Raw genomic sequence first — 22,205 nt, 5'->3', positions numbered from 1 at the left:
AGGCCCTCCGGGTACGGCGGCGCGGAGCGCCGGTGCGCATGCCGCCGAAGTACGCGAAGATCCCGCCTCCCACTTGGCCGGTACCCGCGCCGTGTCCCCCGTCCGCGGTCGCGCGTGCTCAGCGCGCCCTGACGACGAACTCCGCCCGAGCGCCCGTACGCCCGGTTCGTGGCCCACCCCCAGTCCGGCGTCGGCGCCCTCTTCCTGTTCTTGGTGACGTTGCCCTGGAGCGGGATCTGAGGGTGCTCCGCGGGCGGGGCCCACGCCCTGCTGCCCGGCCGGGAACGGAACCGGAACCCTGCTCAAGGGCGTGGAAGAGGGTGTGGGCTGGCACGGGTGCGCTTTGCCGGAATGCTGTTCTCGTCGGCCCGGAGCGGAGAGGGGTGCGAGCGGTGGCGCGGGAGAGCGGGCGGGCGGCGGTGCGGGAGGGGGCCGAGGGGGCGGGGGTCCCGGGAGGCGCGGGCGGGCCGGTGCGGTCGCCCCGGCTCGCCGCGCGCACTCTGGCGCTCTTCCGGGGCGAGTGGCGCGGTCTGTGCGGCTACTCCTTCGGGGTCGCGCTGTTCGCCGCGCTCGCCGGCTGCGCGCTGGTGGCGGGGGCGTTCGCCGTCAACCGGTACAACTTCGCCCTGACCTGGCAGCGGGCGCAGGCCGAGATCGCCTACGAGGACCGGCCGTTGGGGTACTTCTCGGAGCAGTGGTACTCCATCATCCTCAGGAGCCTCCCCTTCATGGGGATGCTGATACCCCTCGCCGGTCTCGTCCTCGCCCTGCTGCACACCGGGTGCGCCGTCGCGGTGCGCGAGGCGGCGGCGGGTGGCCGGCGCCTCGGACCCGGCGGACTGTGGCGGCGCAGCCGCCCGTACCTGTGGCTCGGTGTCCGCGTGCAGGCGCTGACGAGTGCGTGCGCGGCGGGCCCGGCGCTCCTGGCCCTCGGTCTGTGGATGTTCCTGGAGAACGGGGGCCTGGGGGACCTCGACATCGAGAGCCTGTCCCGTGCGACCAGTACGCCCTACCGGCTGCTCGGCTACGGCGTCCCCCTCGTCCTTTTCGCCACCGCCTTGTCCGTGTGGTTCCGCCTGGCCCCCGCCACCGCCGTGGCGGTGAACGGCGCCGCCACCGCGCGGGCCGCCGTACGCCGGTCCTGGTCGCTGACGGGTGGCGCGCGGCGGTGGCGGGTGGTGCGCGTCTGCCTGCCGCTCACGGTCCTCGTCGTGGCCGCGTTCTGGGCCCTGTTGTACGCCGGGAAGCCTCTCGCCCACCCGGTCGGCCTCGCCGTGCTGTGGTTCACCGACGACAATCCGTACGCCACCGGCGCCGTGATGAAGATCGTGCCGGCCACGGTGAGCCTGCTGCTCCTGACCGCGCTCGTCGTGCCGCCGGTCGGCGCCGCGCTCGCGCTCCTGCGTACCGAGGAGCGGCCGGGCGGCGGGCGGGGCGTGTAGGCGCGCGGGGCGGCGACGGCGCCAGGGGACCAGGGGAGGGCCCGCGGGGACGCTCGGCGGGGACCTGCCGAGCGTGCGGAGGGGCCCCGCCCGGGAAGAGGCAGGAGCCCCCTTCCACCGCCGCCGGGCGGTGGAAGGGGGCTCCTTGGGTACTGCACTCGGGTCCGGATCCGTCACCGAATCAGAGGCACCACACAGGTGGGGCTTACTGAGGGGTGACGTTCTCCGCCTGCGGGCCCTTCGGGCCCTGCGTGACGTCGAAGCTCACGGCCTGGTTCTCCTCAAGGGAGCGGAAGCCGTTGGCGTTGATCGCGGAGTAGTGAACGAAGACGTCGGGGCCGCCGCCTTCCTGGGCGATGAATCCAAAGCCCTTTTCGGCGTTGAACCACTTCACGGTTCCGGTAGCCATAAGCCCTCCCTGGGCCAAAGGGTTGCCCTGCTCCAGAACCTGCACGTGCCAAAACAAATGCATACGTCTGAAAACGACGAGAGCCCGCGGTCACATGCTCCGCAGGCTCTGTACTGCAAGGGAAACCAAACTGCAACTTGCGGCGAGCGTAGCATGGGGGCAGCCGAAAGCGATAGAGGGCAAGATCACTTCACCCGGATGTCTGAAAGGCTCTGGTGACGTCTTGACAGATCCACCCGGGGGACCCTCACGGTCGCACCGTATCGCATGGGTCTAGTCTCGCGATGTGGACAATTCTCCTTCGGACCCAGCGACCGGTGGACCGGCCGGTCAACTGCCCAGCCGGCCACGTGTCGGCCACATCCAGTTCCTGAACTGCCTGCCCCTCTACTGGGGGCTCGCGCGGACGGGGACCCTGCTCGACCTGGAGCTGACCAAGGACACGCCCGAGAAGCTGAGCGAGCAGCTCGTCGCCGGCGATCTCGACATCGGCCCCATCACGCTCGTGGAGTACCTGAAGGCGAGCGACGACCTCGTCGCCCTCCAGGACATCGCGGTGGGCTGCGACGGGCCCGTGATGTCCTGTGTCATCGTCTCCAAGGTGCCGCTGGAGGACCTGGACGGCGCCCGCGTCGCGCTCGGCTCCACGTCCAGGACCTCGGTGCGGCTCGCGCAGCTCCTGCTCGCCGAGCGGCACGGCGTACGTCCCGACTACTACCGCTGCCCGCCCGACCTGGGCCTCATGATGCAGGAGGCCGACGCGGCCGTCCTGATCGGGGACGCGGCCCTGCGGGCGAACCTGCACGACGGGCCCCGGCTCGGCCTCCAGGTGCACGATCTCGGCCAGATGTGGAAGGAGTGGACCGGCCTCCCCTTCGTCTTCGCCGTCTTCGCCGCGCGCCGCGACTACCTGGAGCGGCACCCCGAGATGGTCGCCGAGGTCCATCGCGCCTTCCTGGAGTCCCGCGACCTGTCCCTCGTGGAGGTCACGAAGGTCGCCGAGCAGGCCGCCCGCTGGGAGTCCTTCGACGCGGAGCTGCTGGAGCGCTACTTCACGACGCTCGACTTCCGCTTCGGCGAGGCGCAGCTCGGCGGGGTCCGCGAGTTCGCCCGGCGCGTCGGGCCGACCACCGGTTTCCCGGCGGACGTACGCGTGGACGTGCGCAAGCCGTAGCCGCCGGGGTCCCGGGGCTCGCGGGGGCCCGCGTGGTCCCGCGTCGCGGCCTCGGTGCCCGCGCGGAGTACTTCGGCCGGAATGGCCGGGTGCGTGGCTTGTGCCCGCACCCGGCCATTCCTGACGCGGGGTGCCATGAATTCCCGAGGGGCGCGCGATCAGTTTCCGCGAGTTCCCGTACGCGCCCTTCGTCCCGGTGCGTTCCAGTGCGTTCCGGTGTGTTCCGGTGCGTTCTCCCGCGTTCCCTTCGGATTCTCCCGAGTTCCCTCCGGGTTCTCCCGAGTTCTCCCGTGCGTTCCTCCCTGTGTTCCTCTGCGTGTTCCCCTGTGCGTTCTCCCGGGGCGAAGTCGGCAGCGGGGCGGGAGTGGGGCGAGAGTGGGGCGGGAGCGGTGCCGTGGGTGCGCCCTGGCGGATTGTTCTCCCGCTCTTTCTCCCCCCTCTCCCGCGCCCCCTCTGGTCGTATGGTCCGAATTATCCAGCGCTTTTACGGGGTTGCCGGCGGAAGGGCTTCGGAGGGCTCGGCGGTCGCGCGGCGCGAGGGGACGGAATTCCGCGGCGCGCGGCGCCGGAACGGCAATGCGGCCCCCGGGCCGTGAACGCGCCGCGGTCACGGCCCGGGGGCCGGTCACCTGCCGTCCCTCGTCCTCAGGAGGGGATCGTCACCGTGACGAACTCTCCCGTGCCCAGGTGCAGCATGCCCTTGCCGGGGGTGACCGGGCCGCCCACCATGCTGCGGCTGGTGCGGATGCCGATGAGGTCCCCGGCCCCGGAGTCCTGCGGCGAGAGCAGCAGGCCGCGCCGGCCCTTCTTCGCCTCGACCTGCCAGCCGGAGAAGCCGCCGCACACCTCCTCCTCGTCGCCGCCCAGGACGAGCGCGAGCCCCCGCTCGTTGCCGCGCTGCACGAGGCGCTTCAGGGAGCGCTCCGCGTCGCAGTCCTCCAGGACCTCCCCGTCGTCCACGATCACGACGATCGGGTCCTCGGGGCTCGCGGACTCCACGGCCCCGTCGAAGTCCTCGGACTCGATGTCGTCGCCGGTGAAGACCGCCACGACCTTCTCCTCACCCTCCAGGGCGCGCAGCGGCGAGGGGCGGGGCGCGGCGACGACGAGCCGGACGCCCTTCGCGAGGAAGGAACGGGCCAGGTTGAGCAGGGCCGTACTGCGCCCGGACTTCGCCGGGCCCGCGACGACGAAGGTCGGCACGCCCTCGCCGAGGTCGGGGCCGAAGGCCATGATGTCGTCGCCGCCGATCCCGGCGAGCGCCCACAGCGGCGCCGCGTCCGTCGCCGGGTCGCGCATCTCCCACGCCTGCGGGAAACCGATCCTGGACGGCAGGACGTCCACCCGGAAGGGCCGCAGCGCGCGCGGTACGGCGGCGTCCCGCGCGGTGGCCGCCTCCCCGATCGCCGAGAGCGCCGCGGCCTGGCCCTGGCCGCTCGTGTCCTCGCCGAGCAGCGCGAACTGCGTCTCGGTGCCGTACTCGTTGCGGAAACCGCGGCCCGGCGGGATCTCCTCGGGGACCTTGCGCGCGTTGATGCCGAGCATCGAGAAGTCGGAGCGGTCCGCGAGCCGCAGGCCGTACTTGTCCTCGGTGAGGGAGGCCATGCGGCCGATGAGGATCTGCCGGTCGCCGGTGATCACGAGGTGCAGCCCGACGCTCGCGCCCTCCCGCATCATCGCCTGGAGGTCCTCGGTCAGCTCCCCGTGGTCGTACTCGCCCAGCGTCGGCAGCCAGCCCTCCCAGCGGTCGAGGAGGACGACGAGGTGCGGAAGCCGCTCGGCGGGCGTGGACGAGGCGCGCTGCTCCCCGATGTCCGCGTAGCCCTTGTCCGCCAACAGGTCCTGCCGGCGCGTGAGTTCCGCCTTGAGGCGGGTCATGAGACGGACGACGCGCTCGGTCTGGTTACGGGTGACGACGGCCCCGCAGTGCGGCAGCCGGGTCAGGGCGTTGAGCGCTCCGTTGCCGCAGTCGATGCCGTAGAGGTGGACGTCGGCGGTGGAGTGGGTGCGGGCCAGCGAACCGGCGATCGTGCGCAGGATCTGGGAGCGGCCCGAGCGCGGCGCCCCGCCGATCAGCAGGTGACCGAAGCTCGTGAAGTCGATCGAGACGGGCCGCCGCGCCTGCTGCGCGGGCAGGTCCTCGACGCCGTACGGGGCCGGGGCCAGCTCGCCCGTCGCGGGCGCCGGCTCGATCTCGTCCAGGAGCAGGGTCTCGGACAGCGCCGGGAGCCACGGGCTGTGCTGGGCCGGGATGCCGAGCGCGGCGTTGGCCTCGCGCACCGCGTCGACCAGGACCTTGAGGTCGGTGATCTCCTCCTCCTCGGCCGCCTCCGACTTCGGTTTGACGAGGGCGTTCCTGCCGAGGTCCGGCCACGCGAGGGTGCCCGCCCACGGGACGAGGAGCTGCGGGTCGGCGGCGCCGGGCCTGCGCCCGCCGACCCGCCCGGACTGGAAGGGCACGAGGGAGGCGTGCCCGAGACGGACGTAGGCGCGGCCGGGCGTGGACTTCGCGATGTGCCCGGCCTCGGGGGAGTCGATGACGTCGCTGGACTCGCTGCCGTCGGTGACGCGCAGCGCGATCCGCAGGTTGGTGTTGGCGCGGATCTCCGGGGAGACGACGCCGCTGGGGCGCTGCGTGGCCAGCAGCAGGTGGATACCGAGGGAGCGGCCGCGCTGCGCGATGTTGACGAGGCCCGTCACGAAGTCGGGCAGGTCGCGGACCATCGAGGCGAACTCGTCGATGACGATGAGCAGCCGCGGCACCGGCGGGTGGCCCGGGTCGCGGCGTACGAGGTCCTGGTAGTCCTCGATGTCCTTCGCGTCGGCGGCGGCCAGGATGTGTTCGCGGCGCTGGAGTTCGGCGCCGAGGGATTCGAGGGCGCGCTCCACGAGGTGCGCGTCCAGGTCGGTCACCATGCCGACGGTGTGCGGGAGCTGGACGCAGTCCTTGAACGCCGAACCGCCCTTGTAGTCGACCAGGACGAAGGTCATGTTCTCCGGGGTGTTGGCCACCGCGAGCGCCGCGACGATGGTCTGGAGCAGCTCCGACTTGCCCGAGCCCGTGGTGCCCGCGATGAGGCCGTGCGGGCCGTCGCGGCGCAGGTCGATGCCGAAGGCCCCGTCGTAGGACTCGCCGATGACGGCCGTGGTGGACTGCCCGCCACTCTGCCAGCGGGCCCGGATCGCGGCCTCGGTGGGCGGCTCCAGCTGGAGCACGTCGAGCAGCCGGCTGGAGGCGGGCAGCGCCGAGTCCTCGGTCTCCCCGCTGATGTCGCGCAGCGGGGACAGGGCGCGCGCCAGCCGCCCGCTCCAGGCCGGGGACACGAAGTCGGGCCGTACGCCGGTCAGCCGGGCGGAGCCGGTGCGTTCGACGCGCAGCCGCAGCTTGCGGGGGCCCTCCTCGTCGGCGTCCGCCGGTGCGGAGGCCGCGTGCCAGGCGTGGAAGGAGGGGAAGGCGGGAGCGGCCGGGGAGGCGGTGCTCGCCGGGGGTGCGGAGAGGGCCGGGACGGGGGAGGGGGCGGTGGCCCCGCGGCCCGCGCGCCTCCCGTTCCTGCCGCCCTCCTTGCCCTTGCCCCTGCCCTCCGTGCTCTCCTTCTCGTCACGGGGCGCGGGCAGGGGGCCGGTGTCGCCCACGGGTTCGGCGACGACGACGCCCTGGCACTCGCCGGGCAGGAAGCGTTCCTCGGTGTCCAGGCACAGGGCGTAGATCGCGACGCGCGGCCCCTCGCGCAACAGCCGTACGACGCCGGGCATCGAGCGCAGCCGCCGCGAGCCGTCCCACACCACGACGAGGTCCGGATCGCTGAACGTCGTCTCCCGGCCGTTGTCCTTCGCGGCCTTCAGCCGGGCGTCGAGGATCTGGGTCAGTTCGCCGATGCGCGCGGCGACGGTCTCCGCGTCGGTGCCGATGAGGACGTTGACGTCGGCGCCGCCGGAGGGCCGGGCGTGCGGCAGCCAGCGCACCCAGTCCCAGTCCGCGCGGGCGCTGTTCTCCGTCAGGACGTAGAAGGTGACGTCGAGCGGGCTGTGCAGGACGGCGCTCTGCGTGACGGCCCAGCGGCCCAGGGCCCGCGCCGTGTCCCCCGGGCCGGCCAGGCCGAGGACGCCCAGCTCGGCCAGCGGCAGGGCGACCGGGGCGTCCTCGATCTCCCAGGTCACCTCCCGCTTGTGGTCGTCCTGTTCGGGGTCGTCGAGGACCACCTCGGAGGGCTGGGTGCCCGTGCCGAAGCGCAGCAGCAGGTGGTCGGCGTCGGTGCGGCGCCGCTCCCACAGACGGGTACGGGGGCCGGTGGCCAGGGACAGGACGGTGGCCGGTCCCGGGACGGCGTGCCTGCGGTCGCGGCGCTCGGCGACGAGCGCGTCCCGCGCGTCCCTCTCGATGCGGGCCTTGTGCTCCTCGTACTCCTTCACCAGCCGCGCGTGGGACTTGCGGCCGTGCTTCTTGTCCATGAAGTAGTTGCCGAACAGGATGACCGGGCTCAGCAGCGCCATGATCAGGTAGTACCAGCGCCCGAAGACCGCGACCGACACGACGGCGCCGACCAGCGGGGTCACCGCCATCAGCCAGGGCAGCGGCCGGGCCTCGTAGTCCCGTACCGGGCTGGGCAGTTTGAACCGGGTCTGCCGCTCGGGCGGGCGCAGCCGGGGCGGACGGTTGTAGTCGAGGCCGGTGCCGTCCTCGGACCACTTGAGGGCCGCGTCCGGCGCTTCGTAGCGGTCGAGTTCGAGGAGGGTGTTGCCCACGGCGAGCTGGGCGCCCAGTTCCCAGGCGTCCTCCTCGCGCCCGGCGGCGTCGGCGCCCTCGTAGCGGGCGGGCAGCTCCGTGCCGGGCAGCGTGTAGCGGCAGGTGCCGTCGGCGGCGACCGACAAGGTGACGGCGCGGGCGGGGAGTTCGGGGTCCGCTATCCGCAGGTGGGCGGCGGGGCCGGAACCGATGTCGTAGCGGCCGATGCCGAGCCGGTGCACGGCCCCGGCGGCCGGGCCGCCCGCGACGCGCAGCTCGACCAGCCCCGTCGGCTCCCCCGGCAGACAGCCGGCCGGGTCGTGGAGGCTGACGACGGCGCCCTCGCGCAGGGGGGTCGTGCCGACCGTCGCGGCCGGATCGAGCGGATACCCGTCGACGTACGCGACCGGGGCACCGGCCGTCGGCCCGTGGTGCCCGATCGGGATGATCTGCGCGCCCTCACCCGAACCGGCCTGCGCGGCAAGCTCCTTGGCGATCTCCCCGACCGGGGACTGAGGGTCGGCGTCGAGCACCACATCGGCCTCGCCGCCCCCGAGCGGATCGACGACGGTCACGGTCAGACGCACGATGCGGTCCTTTCACAGCCCCCCGGCGGCCCTCCTGAGCGGACCGCGCTCGCCCGCCGACGATATCGGGAGGGGGCGGGGCGGGGGCAACGGGTCAAGGCTGGTCACTCGCCGGTGAGTGGTGGGCGTCGTCCCGGAGCGGGACGCCGGCCGACCGGTTCGGCCCGCGCGCACGGCGTTCGGTGTCGGCGTCGCCTTCGGCACCGGTGTCACCCGAGACCAGCGCCCTCCGGCTCAGGAAGCCTCCGGCGCGGCTCGCGTGAACTCGACGCCGCGCAGTACGGCGGCGAACATGTCGCTGAACTCGCCCCAGTACTCCGTGGCGGCCGTGTGCAGGGTGAACACGGCGGTGTACGGGCCGGTCGGGAACGGGATGTGCACCTGTATCTGTCCGGTGGCCAGCCGCTCCTGGGCGCCCGAGGCCGAGGACTCGGGCCCGATCACCATCTCGCGCAGGGTGACACAGGAGGCGGCGGGACCGCAGGGCAGTTCGAGCAGGCGCGCGTCGTGCCCGGGGTCGCGGGCGAGCGCCGCGCGGATTCCCTGCGCGGCGATCTCCGGGTCCTCGTGGTCGGTCCGTACGGCGGCGACCGTGAGGGCGCACTGCGCGACCCTGCGACCGTCCGGCCCGCCCGGTCCCGGTTGTTCGTCCTCGGGACCGATTGCGAAGAGGCCGAGCGCCGCGTACGAGACCCCGTCCGAGGCGAGGAACCGTGCGAGCCCTTCGTAGTACGGGGCGGCCGGTTCCCACAGCTCCGGGCTCCCCCGCGTGTACAGCTCGCGCACGAACAGCTCCGCCCGGGAGGCGCGTTCCTGCGAAGACGCGGCGACGGGGAGGGCGAAGAAGCCGTCGGGCACGGAGAAGTAGAGGGGTGGAACGTCGGGGTCGGTGGGGAGGTCGGTGGGCGGGGGGAGGGGGGTGGTGTCGGGCATGGAACCTAACCCCAGTCGCCGTCGGCGAAGGTGCGGAGCCGGCGCCCCGCCTCGTTCACGACGTAGGGGTGAATGTCCCACTTGTCGCTGTCGCTGGTGCCTCTGCTGAGCAGGAGGTAGTGGCCGCTGGGCCGCCGCTGCACGGAAAACACCGTCCGCCCCGGAAAGGTGCGCTGGATCTCGGTGATCGCCTCGCGCAGCGCGGGGGTGCGGGCGTCCTCGGGGATGATGTCCGCGGGCTCGCGCAGCTGCGCCGATCCCGGCCAGACGCCGCCGCTGCTTCCCACCAGACGGCACCAGGAGCCGTCCCTGAAAACGAGCTTGAGATCGTTGCCGGTCGGGCTGTAGGGCATCCGCGTCGCCGAGGCGATCACCGCGCGGTCGGCCTGCCACAGGACTTCGTCTCGTTCGGCGTCCTTGCCGGGGAGCCCGAGTACGAGCAGGCGGCGGTCGGTGACGGCGAGGTGGGTCGTGTAGTCCTCGGGTTGCCGGCCGGGGTCGAGCTGCCAGGGGAGCGTGCGGGCGAGGGTGCCCGGTGCGCCGCACAGGACGGGGAAGTCGTCGATCTCGTTGGGCCGGTCGGTGACGCGGCCTCCCTTGCCTCCGCCGGAGTCCCCGGGAAGGTTGCCGCCGAGGACGCCGACGGCGAGGCCGACGACCCCGTAGGCGACGGTGCCGAGGCCCCGTACGAAACCGTTCCTCTTGGCCTCTCCGGGGTCGAGCGCCTCCATCGTCGGGCCTTCGGGCCAGCCTGCCTGTTCGGTCAGCTCGCTCTGGATGTCGTGGCCCTCCGGATCGCGGAACCAGCGCTTCCCGCGCAGGGCCGAGGCGAGGCCGGAGGCGAAGAAACAGGGGTCGCGGGCGAGTAGCGTCTCGCCCGGGTCGGGCTGCCAGACGGCCATGGCTTTCAGCTCCTGGAAGAAGGGGAGGCGGATTCCGCGTCCGGCGCGGCGACGGTTTCGGCGGTCCTCATCGCGCACCGGCCGCCTGCTGGAAGCGGTCACCCGGATGCAGGAGTTCGCCGGTGTGCTGAATAAGCGCGGGAACCTTCGTACCGATCTTGCCGGCGGCGTCGATCGCCACACCCAGCCCTGCCTCGGGATTGATGGCCAGCTTTTCGCGGGTGATGAGCTTGAGGCCCTTGGTGCCGATCCACTGCCCCTGGTGGTAGCCGGCCTCGGCGAGGCCCGCGAGCCGGTCCATGGTCCCCGAACCCTTGCTGATGAGCCCGATCTCGTCGAAGGTGCCACCGAGCGCGACCTTGTTGAACAGTTTGAGACCACCCTGCACGTGACCTGCCAGCTCGCCGGCCGCGAAGTAGTTCCTCGCCCCTGCCGCGAGCGTCGTGCCCGCGAAGTCCGCACCGAAGTTGACGGCCCGTTCCGCGGCGACTTCCTTGCTGACCACCTTGGCCCCCTTGCCGAGCAGCCCGATGCCTGGAAGCAGACCGAGCGCGTCCGTCCCCAGGGACATCCAGCTCACGTCCCCGCCCGCCAGCTTCGCCACCGAGTGGGTCAGGAGCGCGAGTCCGCTGGTGATCAGGGCGGCGGTGCCGAAGATGGCGCCGAGCGGTTCGAAGGGGATGGTGAGGATCGCGAGCGTGCCGAGGATCGCCGTCAGGTCGCTGAGCAGGTCGCCGACGAAGGCGATGAGGTCGGCGTGCTCCTCCAGCCAGTCGCCGGTCGCCTTCCAGGCGTCCGCTATCCCGGAACCCAGCTTGTCCCAGAACCCCGGTTCGTCCGGGGCGATGTCGGCGGCCTTGTCGAGGTCCCGGCTGATCGCGTCCGCCGCCTCGCGGTAGCGCCGCTCCAGGTCGTCGACCTTCCCGGTGGCCTTGTTGACGTCCCCGGAGGTCTCGCTGCGGTCCTTGCCCTTGGCCTCGGCCTCCGCGTCGGCGGACAGGGCCTCGCCCGCCTCGCGTTCCAGGCGGTCCGCCTCGTCCTGGAAGTCCTCCAGCTGACCGGCCCAGCGGTGCAGGGCCCGCGCGGCCTTCGCGAAGGAGTCGTGGCTCTTGCGGACCAGCGGGGTGACGTCGGCGGACAGGTACTCGACGAAGGCCTGGGCGGTCTTTCCCTTCCAGGCGCCGCACTCGACGCGCCCCAGATCGTCCAGGGACTCCTGGAGTTCCCCGGCGAGCGAGCCGAGTTTCCGCGCGAGCGCGCGGGTGTCCGCGGGGTCTCCCGGGGTCGGGTCCCAGCCGATGTGGGGGAAGGAGGGTCGGGCCATGTCCGGAGTTCCTCGGTGCCGCGGTCGTCGTGACCGGGGCCCGGCCACCTTGCGTTCCGGCCCGAACGGTAGCCGAGCGGGGCGGAGGGAAAGAGGGAAGGGGCCGGGAGGGCGGAAAAGGTTGGGGATGAATCCGGGAAAGATTCCGGAAAGGCCCCGGGGAAAGGCGTGAACGGCGCGCTCCTGGCGAACGAGTCGTGTGCAGAAGCCAGTTGTTCCCCTTTATGACCGGTAATACGGTGCGATGTCCGGGCGGATGCGCACAGAGCAACCGCCGACTCCCGTCGCATTGCCCCTGTCCGGTCACAGAACCGCTCAGGGTTTGCAGCCGCATCCCTCGCCCGTAAGCTGCTGGGGCCGAACAGGCGGTGCGGAGTCTCCGGCTGGTTGTTCGAGGGGCCACGGGGGCTGTCCCTGGGCCGGCTGTGGAGTCGATCGACGGAGGAGAGCCTGATGGCCGGTGGCAAAGACGCGGATATCACATATGACGAGATGCACCGGGCGGCCGGAAAGCTGACGGACGCCAAGGACAAGATCGACGAGAAGCTCGACTCCCTGGAGCGTTACATCGAGGGCCTCGTCAAGGACGGCTACACCACCCGCAAGGGTTCGCAGGCGTTCGAGGAGTCCTTCAAGGAGTTCAAGAAGGGCGCCAAGGACACCATCGAGGGCCTTGAGGGCATGGGCAAGTTCCTGACCAACGCCGCGAAGGCGTACGAGGACCTGGACGACGAACTCGCGAAGGGCGTACGCGGCAAGTAACGGCCGCCGGCGCGGGGGACGCGCCGAGGACGGGCGGGGAACGGCGAACGGGCCGGGCCCCGCCCGTTCGTGTCGCCTGTGCCCGCTCCCGCTCCGGGACGCGCGGGGTGGCGCGCCCGGTCTGCGGCGTGCGGCCTGCCCCGCTCGGCGCCGTGTCGTCTCTTCCTGGCGATTCTTCCTGGCGATTCTTCCTGGTGATCGTCCGGCTTCGCCCCCCGGCGTACCGAAAGGGTGACTCGCGGGGTTTGCGGGGAGGTGGCGGGAGTGTTCCGCTGACGCCGTGTCACTTCATGACGCTTGGATAACGGGTTCGTGCAGGCTGCATGGAGACGGTGCCGGGGCGGGTGGCGGACGGTCCGGCGGGGGAGGCCAACCGGCGTGACCGGCGCCCCGGTTCGCGGTGGTCTGGGGCGGTGGGGGCCGAATGCGCGTGTCTTGAGGGGCTCATGGGCCCCTGGTACGGTGCGGAGACTTGTCAGGGTCCGTGTCGACATCCGGGCCGGGCGGGCCGCCGCCGGTGAAGCGGGCGGCGTTCAGGGGTAGTCGGGGACACGGGGAGCAGTCGCGTGAAGGTCAGGGAGCGTACGGCCGACCGGGCCGCGACACCCGTACAGAACGGTGTGGGCGAACGCCTGCCGGCGCCGCCGAGGGAACGCAAGCCCGCGCTCGCCGCGCTCGCCGTGCTGCTGATCCTGGTGGGGGCGCTCGGCGCCACCGTGCTCGTGCTGCGGGCCGGGGACCGGATCTCCGTCGTGCGCACGACCGCGCCCATCGCCGCGGGCGAGACCATCAACGACAAGAACAGCACCTCCGTGATGGTCGCCGAGGACACCGGCATCAACTACATCCCGTGGAGCCAGCGCGGCACGGTGACGAGGACGCTCAAGGCGAAGGCCGACATCCCCGCGGGCGCCGTCGTCGTCGGGGAGATGTTCGGGGCCAGCGCCGCGACCGTCTCGGACGGCAAGGCGCTCGTCGGGATCGCGCTCAAGGAGGGGCAGTACCCGGGCGGCCTCAAGAGCGGTGAGACCGTCGCCGTGTACCGCGTCAGCAAGAACGCGGGCGGTACGGCCTCCGGCGCGAGCGGCTCCTCCGGCTCCTCCGGCGGCGGGAACTCGCTGATCGCCGACAGCGCCGAGGTCAAGTCCGTCAGCGGCAGCGCGAAGGGCGCCGACGCGCTCGACGTCGGGGACCGGACCGTGACCGTCGTCGTGGACGAGGCCGACGCCCAGGCCCTCGCGCAGGCGTCCTCCGCCGGAGAGGCCGCGGTCGCTCTCGTCCCCGGCCGTTCCAAGGGCTGAGCCGGAAGGACGGGGACCACCATGGCGCTCATCGCTCTCGCCGCCGACAAGGGTTCGCCCGGCGTCACCACCACCGCCGTCGCCCTCGCCGCCGTGTGGCCGCGCCGCGCGCTGCTCGCCGAGACCGACGCGGCCGGCGGTGACCTCGTCTACCGCAGCGCCGCCGCGCACGGCGGACAGCTCGACCCGAACACCGGCATGCTGTCCATCGCGGCGACCGCCCGCCGCGGCCTGGCCGCCGCCCAGCTCTGGGACCACGCGCAGCCGCTGGCCGGGGGCCTGGAAGTACTCGTGGGGATCGGCGGCTCCGAGCAGGCCGCCGGGCTCGCCGGCACCTGGCCGACGCTGGGGCGGGCCTTCGCGCAGCTCGGCGAGTCCCCGCACGCCCCCGCCGACGTCATCGCCGACTGCGGCCGGATCAACGGCGACAGCCCCGTACTCGACCTGCTGCCGCACGCCTCCCTCGTCCTGCTGGTCTCGCGTACGACACCCGAGGCGCTGGCCCGGGTGCGGGACCGGTCCGCCGCCCTGAGCACCCGCCTGCACGGACACCAGCGCGGCGCCGCCCAGCTCGGCACGCCGCTGATCGGGGTGCTGCTGGTCACCGAGGCGGGCGGGGCCGCCAAACTCGTCCATCAGGTCAACGACATGCTGATGGCCGCGCAGACCGGGGCCCGCGTCGTCGGCAGCTTCGCCGAGGACCCGGCGGGCGCCGAACAGCTCGCCGGGCGGCGGCGTGGACGGCTCGACAAGTCGCTGCTCGTACGCTCCGCCCGCAAGGTCGTCGTCGACATCCAGCAGCAGTACGGCGGCCTGTGGGCCTCCGGGCCCACCACCGGCCCGCAGGGGCCCGGCGCCGCCCCGCAGGACCCGGCCCGTCCCGCCGGAGCCGGCCGATGAGCACCGTCGACCACTCGCTGGTCAAACGCTTCCGCCAGGAGGCCGGCGACCGCATCGCCGAACAGCGCCGCATCGACCAGGCCGGTGGCGTCACCCCCATGACCGGCGAGGACGAGCGGCAGTACGCGCGCGCCGTCATCGCGCAGATCCTGGAGGAGTACGCGCGCGCCGAGATCGGCGCCGGCCGCACCCCGCTGGACGCCGAGACCGAGGAGCAGTACGCGGCGGCCGTGCACGCCGCGCTGTTCGGCGTGGGCCGGCTCCAGCCGCTGCTGGACGACCCCGAGGTCGAGAACATCGACATCAACGGCTGCGATCAGGTCTTCGTCGGGTACGCCGACGGCCGCGAGAGCGTCGCCGAGCCGGTCGCCGAGTCCGACGAGGAACTCGTCGAACTCATCCAGATACTCGGCGCCTACTCCGGTCTCTCCTCGCGCCCCTTCGACTCCGCGAACCCGCAGCTCGACCTGCGGCTGCCGGACGGCTCCCGGCTCTCCGCCGTCATGGACGTGACCCGCCGCCCCGCGCTCTCCATCCGCCGCGCCCGTATGGGCAAGGTCTTCATGTCGGACCTCGTCGGCAACGGCACCCTCACCCCGGAGATCGGGCACTTCCTCGCCTGCGCCGTCCGCGCCCGCAAGAACATCATGATCGCCGGGGCCACCAACGCGGGGAAGACGACGCTGCTGCGCGCCCTCGCCAACGAGATCCCGCCCGCCGAACGCCTCATCACCGTCGAACGGGCCCTGGAACTCGGCCTCGACACCTTCCCCGAACTCCACCCCAACGTCGTGGCCTTCGAGGAGCGGCTGCCCAACTCCGAGGGGCAGGGCACCATTTCGATGGCCGAGCTGGTGCGGCGCTCACTGCGCATGAACCCCTCCCGGGTCATCGTCGGTGAGGTGCTCGGCGACGAGATCGTGACGATGCTCAACGCGATGTCGCAGGGCAACGACGGTTCGCTGTCCACGATCCACGCCAACAGCTCCAGCGAGGTGTTCAACCGCATCTCGACGTACGCGCTCCAGGCCGCCGAACGCCTCCCCATCGAGGCGAGCCAGATGCTGGTCGCGGGCGCCGTCAACTTCGTCGTGTTCATCCAGCGGCGCAACCTCTACCACAGCGGCGGGAAGCTCCAGCGCATGGTCACCTCCATCCGCGAGGTCAACGGCGTGGACGGCCGCGTCCTGTCCAGCGAGGTCTTCGCCGAGGCCCCGGACGGCTCGATCGTGCCGCACGCGCCCGTCTCCTGCCTCGACGACCTTGTCGCCCAGGGATACCGGGGGGCCTGGGGATGATGACGAACGCCACCGCCGTCATGGACGGGGCACAGCCGCTCGCCGACGGGCTCTCCGGCGCTCTCGACGGGCTCGGCTCGCTCGGGGAACTCTTCTCGCTGCCCGTCCTCGGCGGGCTCGGCGCGGGCCTCGCCGCCGGTGGCGGGCTCGCGCTGCTGGTCGTCGCGCTGTACGGGCTGCCGCCCAAGCCCGAGCACGAGAGGGCCCGCGCCGGCCGCCGGGCCGCCGAACTCGCCCGCTTCGTGGGGCGGCGCGGGGCCCTCGCGATCGGCGTGGGACTCGTCGTGCTGCTCGCGACGCGCTGGGCCGTGACCGGGATCGCCGCCGGAGTCCTCGTCTTCTTCTGGGACAAGCTGTTCGGCGGGGCCGGTGAGGAACGGGCCGGGATGCGGCGCGTCGAGGCGCTCGCCGCGTGGACCGAGTCGCTGCGCGACACCATCGCGGGCGCCGTCGGCCTCGAACAGGCCATCCCCGCCTCCGCCCGCGCCGCCGCCCCCGTCCTGCGGCCGCACCTCGACGCGCTCGTGGACCGGCTGCGGTCCCGTACGCCGCTGCCCGACGCGCTCCAGCACCTCGCCGACGAGATCGACGACGCCTCCGCCGACATCATCGTCGCCGCGCTCATCCTCAACGCCCGGCTGCGCGGCCCCGGTCTGCGCCAGGTGCTGGGCGCGCTCGCCAAGTCGGCGCGCGAGGAGGTCGACATGCGTCAGCGCGTCATGGCGCAGCGCTCCTCGACGCGGCGCAGCGTACAGATCGTCGTCGCCGTGTCCGTGCTCTTCGTCCTCGGCCTGTCGATCTTCAACCGGGACTTCGTGTCGCCGTACAACACGGCCGTCGGACAGCTCGTCCTCGGCTGCGTGTGCGGGCTGTTCGCGCTCGGCTTCTGGTGGCTGCGGAAGCTGTCGGCCATCGAGACCCCCGAACGCTTCCTCGTCCGCGACGACCCGTCCGTCCTCTTCGTCCGGCCGGCCGGTCCGGGCGGCGCGCCCGGCACGGGCCCCGCGCGCGGGGCGGGCGTTCCGCAGCAGAGTCCGCTGCCGCGACCCGGAACCGAGAACGACGGGACGGTACGCCGGTGAACCTCTGGCCGCCGCTGCTCATCGGGGCCCTTCTCGGCCTCGGCGTCTACGCGCTGATCCGTGCCCTCATGCCCTCCGGCCGCAACCCGGTGCAGGCCGTGGCCCGCGTCGACGCGCTGCGCGCCCGGGGCGCCTACGAGTCCGCGCGCCTTGGCCACGAGGAGGAGGGCGGCGGCCGTCTCGACGCGCTGCGCGCCCGCGCCGGGGCCCGCGTCGCCGAGCTGTACCGGCAGCAGGGCTGGGAGTTGCGCTCCCTGCGCTCCGACCTGGCGGTGCTGGGCCGCGGCTGGGAGAAGTTCCTCGCCACGAAGGTGCTGCTGGCCGCCGCCGGACTGATCTTCGGCCCCGCCGTGTTCGCCGTCGTCGCGGTCCTCGGCTTCGGCCGCAGCCCGCTGATCCCGGTGTGGCTCGCGCTCGGCTGCGCGGCCCTGTTCTTCTTCCTGCCCGACCTCGAAGTACGGCGCGACGCACAGGACAAGCGCCGCGACCTGCGCCGCGTCATCGGCGCCTACCTCGATCTGGTCGCGATGAGCCTCGCGGGCGGCCGTGGTCTGCCCGAGGCGCTCATGGCCGCCGCCGAGGTCAGCGACGGCTGGGCGGCCCGCCGTATCCGCAACGCGCTGGCCGACGCCCGGATCACCGGGCACAGCCAGTGGCAGGCGCTCGGCCGGCTCGGCGAGGAGCTGGGCGTCGAGGAGCTCAAGGACCTGTCCGCCTCGCTCGCCCTCGTCGCCGACGACGGGGCGAAGGTACGGGAGTCCCTGGCCTCCCGCGCCGAGACGATGCGGCACCGCGAACTCGCCGAGATCGAGGGCAGCGCCGGTGAGAAGTCCCAGTCCATGCTGGTCGCCCAGCTCCTGCTGTGCGCGGGCTTCCTGGTGTTCCTGATCTTCCCGGCCGCGATGCGGGTGTTCCAGGTGTAGCCGCCCGCCGACCGGGGACTCTCCCTCCCCTTCCTCCCCCTCCCGCCTCCCGCTTCCTTTTCCTTCTCCCCGACCAGAGAGGACACGAGACACCGTGAACGAGACCGAGAACTTCCGCGAGACCGGTGCCGGTACGGACGTCCCGGGCCTGCGCCGGGCCGGCTCGCGCCGCTTCAGCCACCCCGCCGTCGACTTCCTCCTGACCTTCATCCAGGGCCGCTACCAGCGCATCCGCTCGGGCGAACTGGACCGGGGCGCCTCCGCCGTCGAGTGGGTCATCATCTCCGCCGTCGTCGTCGCGATCGTCGGCGTCGTCGCCGCCATCCTCAACGCGGCTCTCAGCGACGGCGCGAACAAGGTCGGCAACTGCATCAAGGGAGCGGACGCGGGCAAGACCTGCTGACGCCCGCCGTACGCCCGCGCGGCGTACGGCACTTCGAGAAGACGCGAGCGAAGAGGCCGGAACGGCCGGAGAGACCGGGACGGGGCGGACGACGTGAGGCGCGGGGGCGGTGACGGTGGCCGGGGCGTGCTGCGGGCCCTCGCCGCGCGCTGCCGCGGGGACGGCGGCGGGGGTCCGGCCGCCGCCGGTTCCCCTCCCGGCGCACCGGCCGGGCGCCGCGCCCCCGACTCCGGGATGACGGCGATCGAGTTCGTCGTGCTCACCCCGCTGCTGTTCTTCATGATCTTCGCCTCGGTGCAGTTCGCGCTGTACTCCTTCGCCGACCACGTCGCGCAGGCCGCCGCGCAGGCCGGGGCCCGCAAGGCGCGCGCGAGCGCCGACGAGCACCCCGGGCAGTGGCGCGGCGCGGCCCGGGGCGCCGCCGACCAGTACATACGGCAGCTCGGCCCGCAGCTCGTCCTGGGCCCGGACGTGAAGCTGGTGCAGCCGAGGGCGGACACCGTCGGCGTGGAGATCACCGCCCGGGTCCCGACGGTCTTCCCCGGACTGGACCTGACGGTGCACGCGCAGTCGGTGGGCCCGGTCGAGCGGTTCGTCACGGAGGGACAGTGATGGGGGCCCGCCGGCTCGTACGACACCTGAACTCCCCGCGGGATGCGCGCGGCCCGAGCCGGGGGGCCGGCCGGGACCGGGGGCTGTCCACGGTCGAGGTGGTGATCCTCGCGCCCGTCATGATCCTGTTCGTCCTCGTGCTCGTCGCCTTCGGCCAGCTCGTGGACGGGCGGGGCGCGGTGGACGGCGCGGCCCGCGACGCCGCGCGCTCCGGCTCCCTCCAGTGGGAGGAGGGCACGGCGATGTCCGAGGCGCGCCGCGCCGCCGAGGCCGACCTCACCGACGTCTGCTCGGGACCGGTCGAGATCAGCAAGACCAGCGCCGGCTTCGAGAACGCGGATCTCTTCTCGGTCGAGGTGAGCTGCCAGGTGCGCGGCCTCGCGATCCTGGGCCTCGACATCCCGACGACGCTCACCGGGCACTCGACCTCGCCGCTCGACCCGTACAAGAGGAAAGCCGGATGACACAGTTCGCGCGTGACCTCGTGCGGGGCCTCCGGCGGAGGCTGCCGCGTGGCCGGGACCTCGACGACCGGGGGTCGGGGGCCGGGGCGGTCATCATCTTCGCGCTCGTCTTCCTGTCCCTCGCGGCCTTCGTCGTGGACGGCGGGCTGTCCATCTCCCAGCGGGAACGCGCCGCCGACATCGCGGAGCAGGCCGCCCGTTACGCCGCGCAGGACATCGACCGCGAGGCCCTGTACGAGGGCAAGGGCGGCGAGGCGCCCATCAACGCGGGCAACTGCGGTGCGCGCGTGGCCGAGTTCGCCCGGGAGGCGGGCATGTCCGGTGCGGACACGGCCGCTTCGGGCTGCGTGGCGGCCGACGCCGATCAGGTCGAGGTCCGCATCCAGCTCACCTACCGGCCGATCTTCACGGGCATCTTCTACGGGGGTTCGGTACGGGTCGCCGGGACGGCGGTCGCGCGCAACGAGGTGGGCTGACCGTCCCGGAGAGCGCCGTGACGCTTTACGTGCGGCCGCTCGCGACGCTCAACCGGCGGGTCGCGTGCACCGGTCGCGGGGGCTCCGGGGCGGACTGCCCGGCGGGACCCGCGGGCGGACCCGGGACCTAGCGGTGCGGGAGATCCGTTCGGTGGTGCGGCAGCCCGTAGCGGGCACGAGGTGCGGGCCCGCTGGCCGGCCCGTTCCCCCTCCGGGGCTCATGCCTCGTTCTCGTCGGGGAACGTCACGGGGACGTACTCCTGGGCGTAGCCCTTGAGGAACTCGCGCGCCTCCCGGGGGAGGGGCAGGGGCGCTCGGACGGCGTAGTCGAGCAGCCGCTTGGGCGCGTAGTAGTCCACGAACTCGTACTCGGCCCGCTCCAGTTCGTCAGGCGGGGCGTAGCGGTCCGCCACGCCCAGGAACGTGAGCAGCTCGGGGAGGTCCCACTCGGCGATCCCGCTTCCCGGCTCCCGGGGGAGGGGGTACGGGACGACGTCGGCGGGGGAGTGCGGAGCACGGCCGGCGGAGATGTCGAGGAGGTCCCGGTGGCTCAGGCGGTACCAGGGGCCCGTCCGTCTCACCACCATCCACCGGTCGGACACCCCGCTCTCGAAGACGAGGCATTCGGAGCCGGCGTAGATCTGGGTCATGCCCAGGCCCGTCCTGGTCAGCGGGGGCGGTGAGCCGTCGAGGCTGTCGATCTGCTCGTGCCCCGCCCGCACCATCCGGGTGAACTCCTCGAAGAACTCGCCCCTCCTCTCCGACGCCTCCAGGCAGGAGAAGTGAAGGTTCCCGTCGAGGAACGAGGGCGTGGGGCTCCAGGGGTTCCGGATCAGGCGGTATCCGGTGACCTCCTCGCACTGTCCGGGCAGGGGCGGGGCGGGGGCGCCGCAGATCTGGCACTCGTTCATGTCGGGCATGCCTTCTCGCCTGTCGGTCGTCATGGCCGGCGGCGGACCTCGGCCTCGTCGGGCTTGGGGACGTCGCGGCCGTGGTTCTTGGCGGGGTCGAGCTTCTTCGGTTTGCCGGGGGCTTCCTGGAACTCCTCGGTGAAGGATTCGGCGGTCTTCCCGGCCCAGGACAGGATCGCGTCCTCGCCCGCCATCCCCTTGATGTCGCGCAGGACTTGGGCCACGTCGTCCGCGAAGTCGTGCAGTGAGGCCGCCAGCTTCTTCACTCGCTGCGGGTCACCCGGCACCGGGTCCTTGTCCAGGTCCAGGACGTGCCAGTCCGCCGGACGGTACGCAGCCACCATTCCCCGTTCCTCCCCGTCGAACCGGCCGCGTCACTTCCCCGCCCCGGCCCCGCCACCCGACCCCGACTCCTTCTTCCGGCTCCCCTTCTCCGCCTCCCGCGCGAGGTCGTCGTCGAGCTTCTTGAACTCGCGGACCACCGCGTCCGACATGTCGGCGAGGGCGTCGAGCTGCTGGGTGATGTCCTCGCGGCCGTCCTCCCAGTGGGACTCGAAGTCGTCGAGGGCGTCGTAGACGCTGCCGTCGCCGAGGTCGTCCCGGAAGGACTCGAAGAGTTTCTTCGTGCGGTTCAGGCGGGTGCGGACCGAGCGGAGCCGGTCGCCGTAGTCCTCCAGTTCGCTCAGCGGGAGCGCCAGGTCGCTCTTCCCCTTGCCCATGGCCGTCCTCTCCTTGTGCCGGTGCTCCGGGTGCCGCTCACACGAAGCGGAAGGTGCTGGTCACCGCGTCGAAGATGTCGTGGAACGCCTCCGCCAGGTCCAGGACGGGGCTGGCCCCGGAGACGAGGGCGATCCGCTCGGTGGTTCCCGGGACGGGGATGTACGTCTGGGTCAGCGCCATGCGCAGGGTGCGGGTGTCGCCGCGTTCCACGGGGACGTCCTCGACGCCGTAGGTGCGCGCGACCTGTCCGACCCCGGGGATCTCGACGGTCGTCACCTCCCGCCAGGCGTCGCCCTCCCGGCGGGCCGTGATCGTGCCGAGGGAACGGGCGATCGCCGCCGGGTCGGTGTCCAGGGCCGTGCCGTCCTTCGTGCGGGCGCCGACCATCGTCACGCTCACCGTCGCCGACAGCGGTACGCCGTCGAAGTTCTCCGCCATGCAGCCGAGGTAGACCGCGCCCGAGGCCCACGCGTCCTTCGCCATGCCGCGCAGCATCGTCGACAGCTCGGTGCGGTACGGGGCCAGTTCGGGCACCTGGCGGACGCGCTCCGCCACGAGCGCGCGGACCGTCGCCTCACGGCCCTCCGGGCGGATGTCGAACTCCCACCACGTCTCCGGGACGGAGAGGGCGAAGCCGACCGGCGCCTCCGTACGCGGTGCGGGTACGGGCGCGGGCTGGTCCGAGGGCGGCAAGGTGACCCCTCTCCTCTGCTGACGCTGATCGATCCGGCCACCGCCCCGGGAGGACGGCGGGCGGCGCGAGCGTAACGCGCGCGGGGCCGGTACGGGGAGGGGATACCGCCCGCCGCCGCCGGACCGCCGCGCCGGCCGGCGCGGGTGGCGGGCCCGAGTGGCCGGA

Annotated in this window: 21 protein-coding genes; 12 read left to right on the top strand and 9 right to left on the bottom strand. The window is 72.8% G+C overall.

What is annotated here, in order from left to right:
* Positions 1-392: 392 nt before the first annotated feature.
* Positions 393-1,442 carry a hypothetical protein gene (locus ACFYMP_RS13735; RefSeq protein WP_388855589.1) on the top strand — a complete coding sequence of 350 codons (1,050 nt, stop codon included), beginning with the start codon at positions 393-395 and terminating at the stop codon, positions 1,440-1,442.
* A 205-nt stretch (positions 1,443-1,647) separates the two neighbouring features.
* On the opposite strand, the gene ACFYMP_RS13730 is transcribed toward ACFYMP_RS13735, so the two are convergent.
* Entirely contained in the window at positions 1,648-1,851 is a 204-nt protein-coding gene (locus tag ACFYMP_RS13730; RefSeq protein ID WP_018528239.1) for a cold-shock protein, read from the bottom strand.
* Between the two features lie 286 nt (positions 1,852-2,137).
* Here ACFYMP_RS13730 and ACFYMP_RS13725 point away from each other — a divergent pair, with 286 nt between their 5' ends.
* Positions 2,138-3,025, top strand: a complete 888-nt coding sequence (locus ACFYMP_RS13725) for a menaquinone biosynthetic enzyme MqnA/MqnD family protein (RefSeq protein WP_388855584.1) — start codon at positions 2,138-2,140, stop codon at positions 3,023-3,025.
* A gap of 645 nt (positions 3,026-3,670) precedes the next feature.
* On the opposite strand, the gene ACFYMP_RS13720 is transcribed toward ACFYMP_RS13725, so the two are convergent.
* The 4 genes from ACFYMP_RS13720 to ACFYMP_RS13705 all read right to left on the bottom strand — a co-directional run bounded on the left by ACFYMP_RS13720 (position 3,671) and on the right by ACFYMP_RS13705 (position 11,494).
* Positions 3,671-8,335 carry an FtsK/SpoIIIE domain-containing protein gene (locus ACFYMP_RS13720; protein WP_388855581.1) on the bottom strand — a complete coding sequence of 1,555 codons (4,665 nt, stop codon included), beginning with the start codon at positions 8,333-8,335 and terminating at the stop codon, positions 3,671-3,673.
* 234 nt (positions 8,336-8,569) lie between these two features.
* Positions 8,570-9,268 (bottom strand): hypothetical protein, encoded by a 699-nt coding sequence (locus ACFYMP_RS13715; protein ID WP_388855578.1) that lies wholly within the window; start codon positions 9,266-9,268, stop codon positions 8,570-8,572.
* Between the two features lie 5 nt (positions 9,269-9,273).
* Complete coding sequence (locus ACFYMP_RS13710) at positions 9,274-10,170, bottom strand: hypothetical protein (RefSeq protein WP_388855575.1); 897 nt, start codon at positions 10,168-10,170, stop codon at positions 9,274-9,276.
* Between the two features lie 67 nt (positions 10,171-10,237).
* Positions 10,238-11,494, bottom strand: a complete 1,257-nt coding sequence (locus ACFYMP_RS13705) for a WXG100 family type VII secretion target (protein ID WP_388855572.1) — start codon at positions 11,492-11,494, stop codon at positions 10,238-10,240.
* Positions 11,495-11,947: 453 nt separating this feature from the next.
* Between ACFYMP_RS13705 and ACFYMP_RS13700 the strand changes: the two genes are divergently transcribed.
* The 10 genes from ACFYMP_RS13700 to ACFYMP_RS13655 all read left to right on the top strand — a co-directional run bounded on the left by ACFYMP_RS13700 (position 11,948) and on the right by ACFYMP_RS13655 (position 19,715).
* Positions 11,948-12,256 (top strand): WXG100 family type VII secretion target, encoded by a 309-nt coding sequence (locus ACFYMP_RS13700; protein ID WP_388855569.1) that lies wholly within the window; start codon positions 11,948-11,950, stop codon positions 12,254-12,256.
* A gap of 566 nt (positions 12,257-12,822) precedes the next feature.
* Entirely contained in the window at positions 12,823-13,557 is a 735-nt protein-coding gene (locus tag ACFYMP_RS13695; protein WP_388855566.1) for a hypothetical protein, read from the top strand.
* A gap of 21 nt (positions 13,558-13,578) precedes the next feature.
* Positions 13,579-14,457 (top strand): hypothetical protein, encoded by an 879-nt coding sequence (locus ACFYMP_RS13690; protein WP_388855563.1) that lies wholly within the window; start codon positions 13,579-13,581, stop codon positions 14,455-14,457.
* A complete protein-coding gene (locus ACFYMP_RS13685) occupies positions 14,454-15,755 on the top strand; it encodes a CpaF family protein (RefSeq protein WP_388855560.1) in 1,302 nt (433 codons plus the stop codon). The genes ACFYMP_RS13690 and ACFYMP_RS13685 overlap by 4 nt, the downstream gene beginning before the upstream one ends.
* A gap of 20 nt (positions 15,756-15,775) precedes the next feature.
* On the top strand, positions 15,776-16,837 hold the full coding sequence (locus ACFYMP_RS13680) for a type II secretion system F family protein (protein ID WP_388856034.1): 1,062 nt from the start codon (positions 15,776-15,778) through the stop codon (positions 16,835-16,837).
* On the top strand, positions 16,834-17,760 hold the full coding sequence (locus tag ACFYMP_RS13675) for a type II secretion system F family protein (RefSeq protein ID WP_388855557.1): 927 nt from the start codon (positions 16,834-16,836) through the stop codon (positions 17,758-17,760). The genes ACFYMP_RS13680 and ACFYMP_RS13675 overlap by 4 nt, the downstream gene beginning before the upstream one ends.
* Before the next feature lie 148 nt (positions 17,761-17,908).
* Positions 17,909-18,163: a hypothetical protein gene (locus ACFYMP_RS13670; protein ID WP_363147214.1), complete on the top strand. Its 255-nt coding sequence runs from the start codon at positions 17,909-17,911 to the stop codon at positions 18,161-18,163.
* A 126-nt stretch (positions 18,164-18,289) separates the two neighbouring features.
* Positions 18,290-18,775, top strand: coding sequence for a TadE family protein (locus ACFYMP_RS13665; RefSeq protein ID WP_388855554.1), 486 nt, complete (start codon positions 18,290-18,292; stop codon positions 18,773-18,775).
* Positions 18,775-19,239 carry a TadE/TadG family type IV pilus assembly protein gene (locus ACFYMP_RS13660; protein WP_388855550.1) on the top strand — a complete coding sequence of 155 codons (465 nt, stop codon included), beginning with the start codon at positions 18,775-18,777 and terminating at the stop codon, positions 19,237-19,239. Before ACFYMP_RS13665 ends, ACFYMP_RS13660 begins: the two co-directional genes overlap by 1 nt.
* Positions 19,236-19,715: a pilus assembly protein TadG-related protein gene (locus ACFYMP_RS13655; RefSeq protein ID WP_388855547.1), complete on the top strand. Its 480-nt coding sequence runs from the start codon at positions 19,236-19,238 to the stop codon at positions 19,713-19,715. Before ACFYMP_RS13660 ends, ACFYMP_RS13655 begins: the two co-directional genes overlap by 4 nt.
* A gap of 218 nt (positions 19,716-19,933) precedes the next feature.
* Here the strand turns inward: ACFYMP_RS13655 and ACFYMP_RS13650 are convergent, their stop codons facing one another.
* The 4 genes from ACFYMP_RS13650 to ACFYMP_RS13635 are packed head-to-tail and all read right to left on the bottom strand — an operon-like array spanning position 19,934 to position 21,841.
* Positions 19,934-20,635: a hypothetical protein gene (locus ACFYMP_RS13650; RefSeq protein WP_388855544.1), complete on the bottom strand. Its 702-nt coding sequence runs from the start codon at positions 20,633-20,635 to the stop codon at positions 19,934-19,936.
* A 20-nt stretch (positions 20,636-20,655) separates the two neighbouring features.
* Positions 20,656-20,970 (bottom strand): hypothetical protein, encoded by a 315-nt coding sequence (locus tag ACFYMP_RS13645; RefSeq protein ID WP_388855542.1) that lies wholly within the window; start codon positions 20,968-20,970, stop codon positions 20,656-20,658.
* A 30-nt stretch (positions 20,971-21,000) separates the two neighbouring features.
* Complete coding sequence (locus ACFYMP_RS13640) at positions 21,001-21,345, bottom strand: hypothetical protein (protein WP_388855539.1); 345 nt, start codon at positions 21,343-21,345, stop codon at positions 21,001-21,003.
* A gap of 37 nt (positions 21,346-21,382) precedes the next feature.
* Positions 21,383-21,841 (bottom strand): hypothetical protein, encoded by a 459-nt coding sequence (locus tag ACFYMP_RS13635; RefSeq protein WP_388856031.1) that lies wholly within the window; start codon positions 21,839-21,841, stop codon positions 21,383-21,385.
* Positions 21,842-22,205: the final 364 nt, after the last annotated feature.

This window comes from Streptomyces sp. NPDC007088, assembly GCF_042869355.1.
Lineage (GTDB): Bacteria > Actinomycetota > Actinomycetes > Streptomycetales > Streptomycetaceae > Streptomyces.
Note: the sequence above shows the minus strand (reverse complement) of the source record. Positions and strands in the feature narration are given on the sequence as shown.